This window comes from Bradyrhizobium cosmicum, assembly GCF_032290525.1.
GTDB lineage: Bacteria > Pseudomonadota > Alphaproteobacteria > Rhizobiales > Xanthobacteraceae > Bradyrhizobium > Bradyrhizobium cosmicum_A.
Map to the genome: position 1 here is coordinate 1 of NZ_JASXTA010000140.1, position 289 is coordinate 289.

The 289-nt window shown below is 66.1% G+C and carries 1 protein-coding gene; it reads right to left on the reverse strand.

All coding sequences use genetic code 11. From position 1 onward, the window contains the following. Positions 1-289: hypothetical protein (locus QSV46_RS39395; protein WP_314964046.1), on the reverse strand; the 289-nt coding region annotated here is incomplete at both ends.

Consider the following 289-nt stretch of genomic DNA (forward strand, 5'->3'; position numbering starts at 1 on the left):
GCTTTCATCCTCACGCGTCTTCGCGGTCTCGAGCCTCTGCTTGTGCTCGCGCCAGAAGTCCCGTGCATCGTTCAGGAAGCCGAGGACGCGCAAGCGCACCCCGTGCGCAACGTCATGCTCGGGCAGCGCCCTGGCATCCCGTTCGAGGAGCGCGGCGGCCAGCACCTGCCGCGCGTCGGAAAGATCCCTCGCCGCGTCGGCCACTATCCTCTCGGCGTTGCGGGTCGCTTCGCGACATTGCGACGACTTCTGTTCCAGCTTCGTCCGCTCGGCCTCCAGTTCCAATATC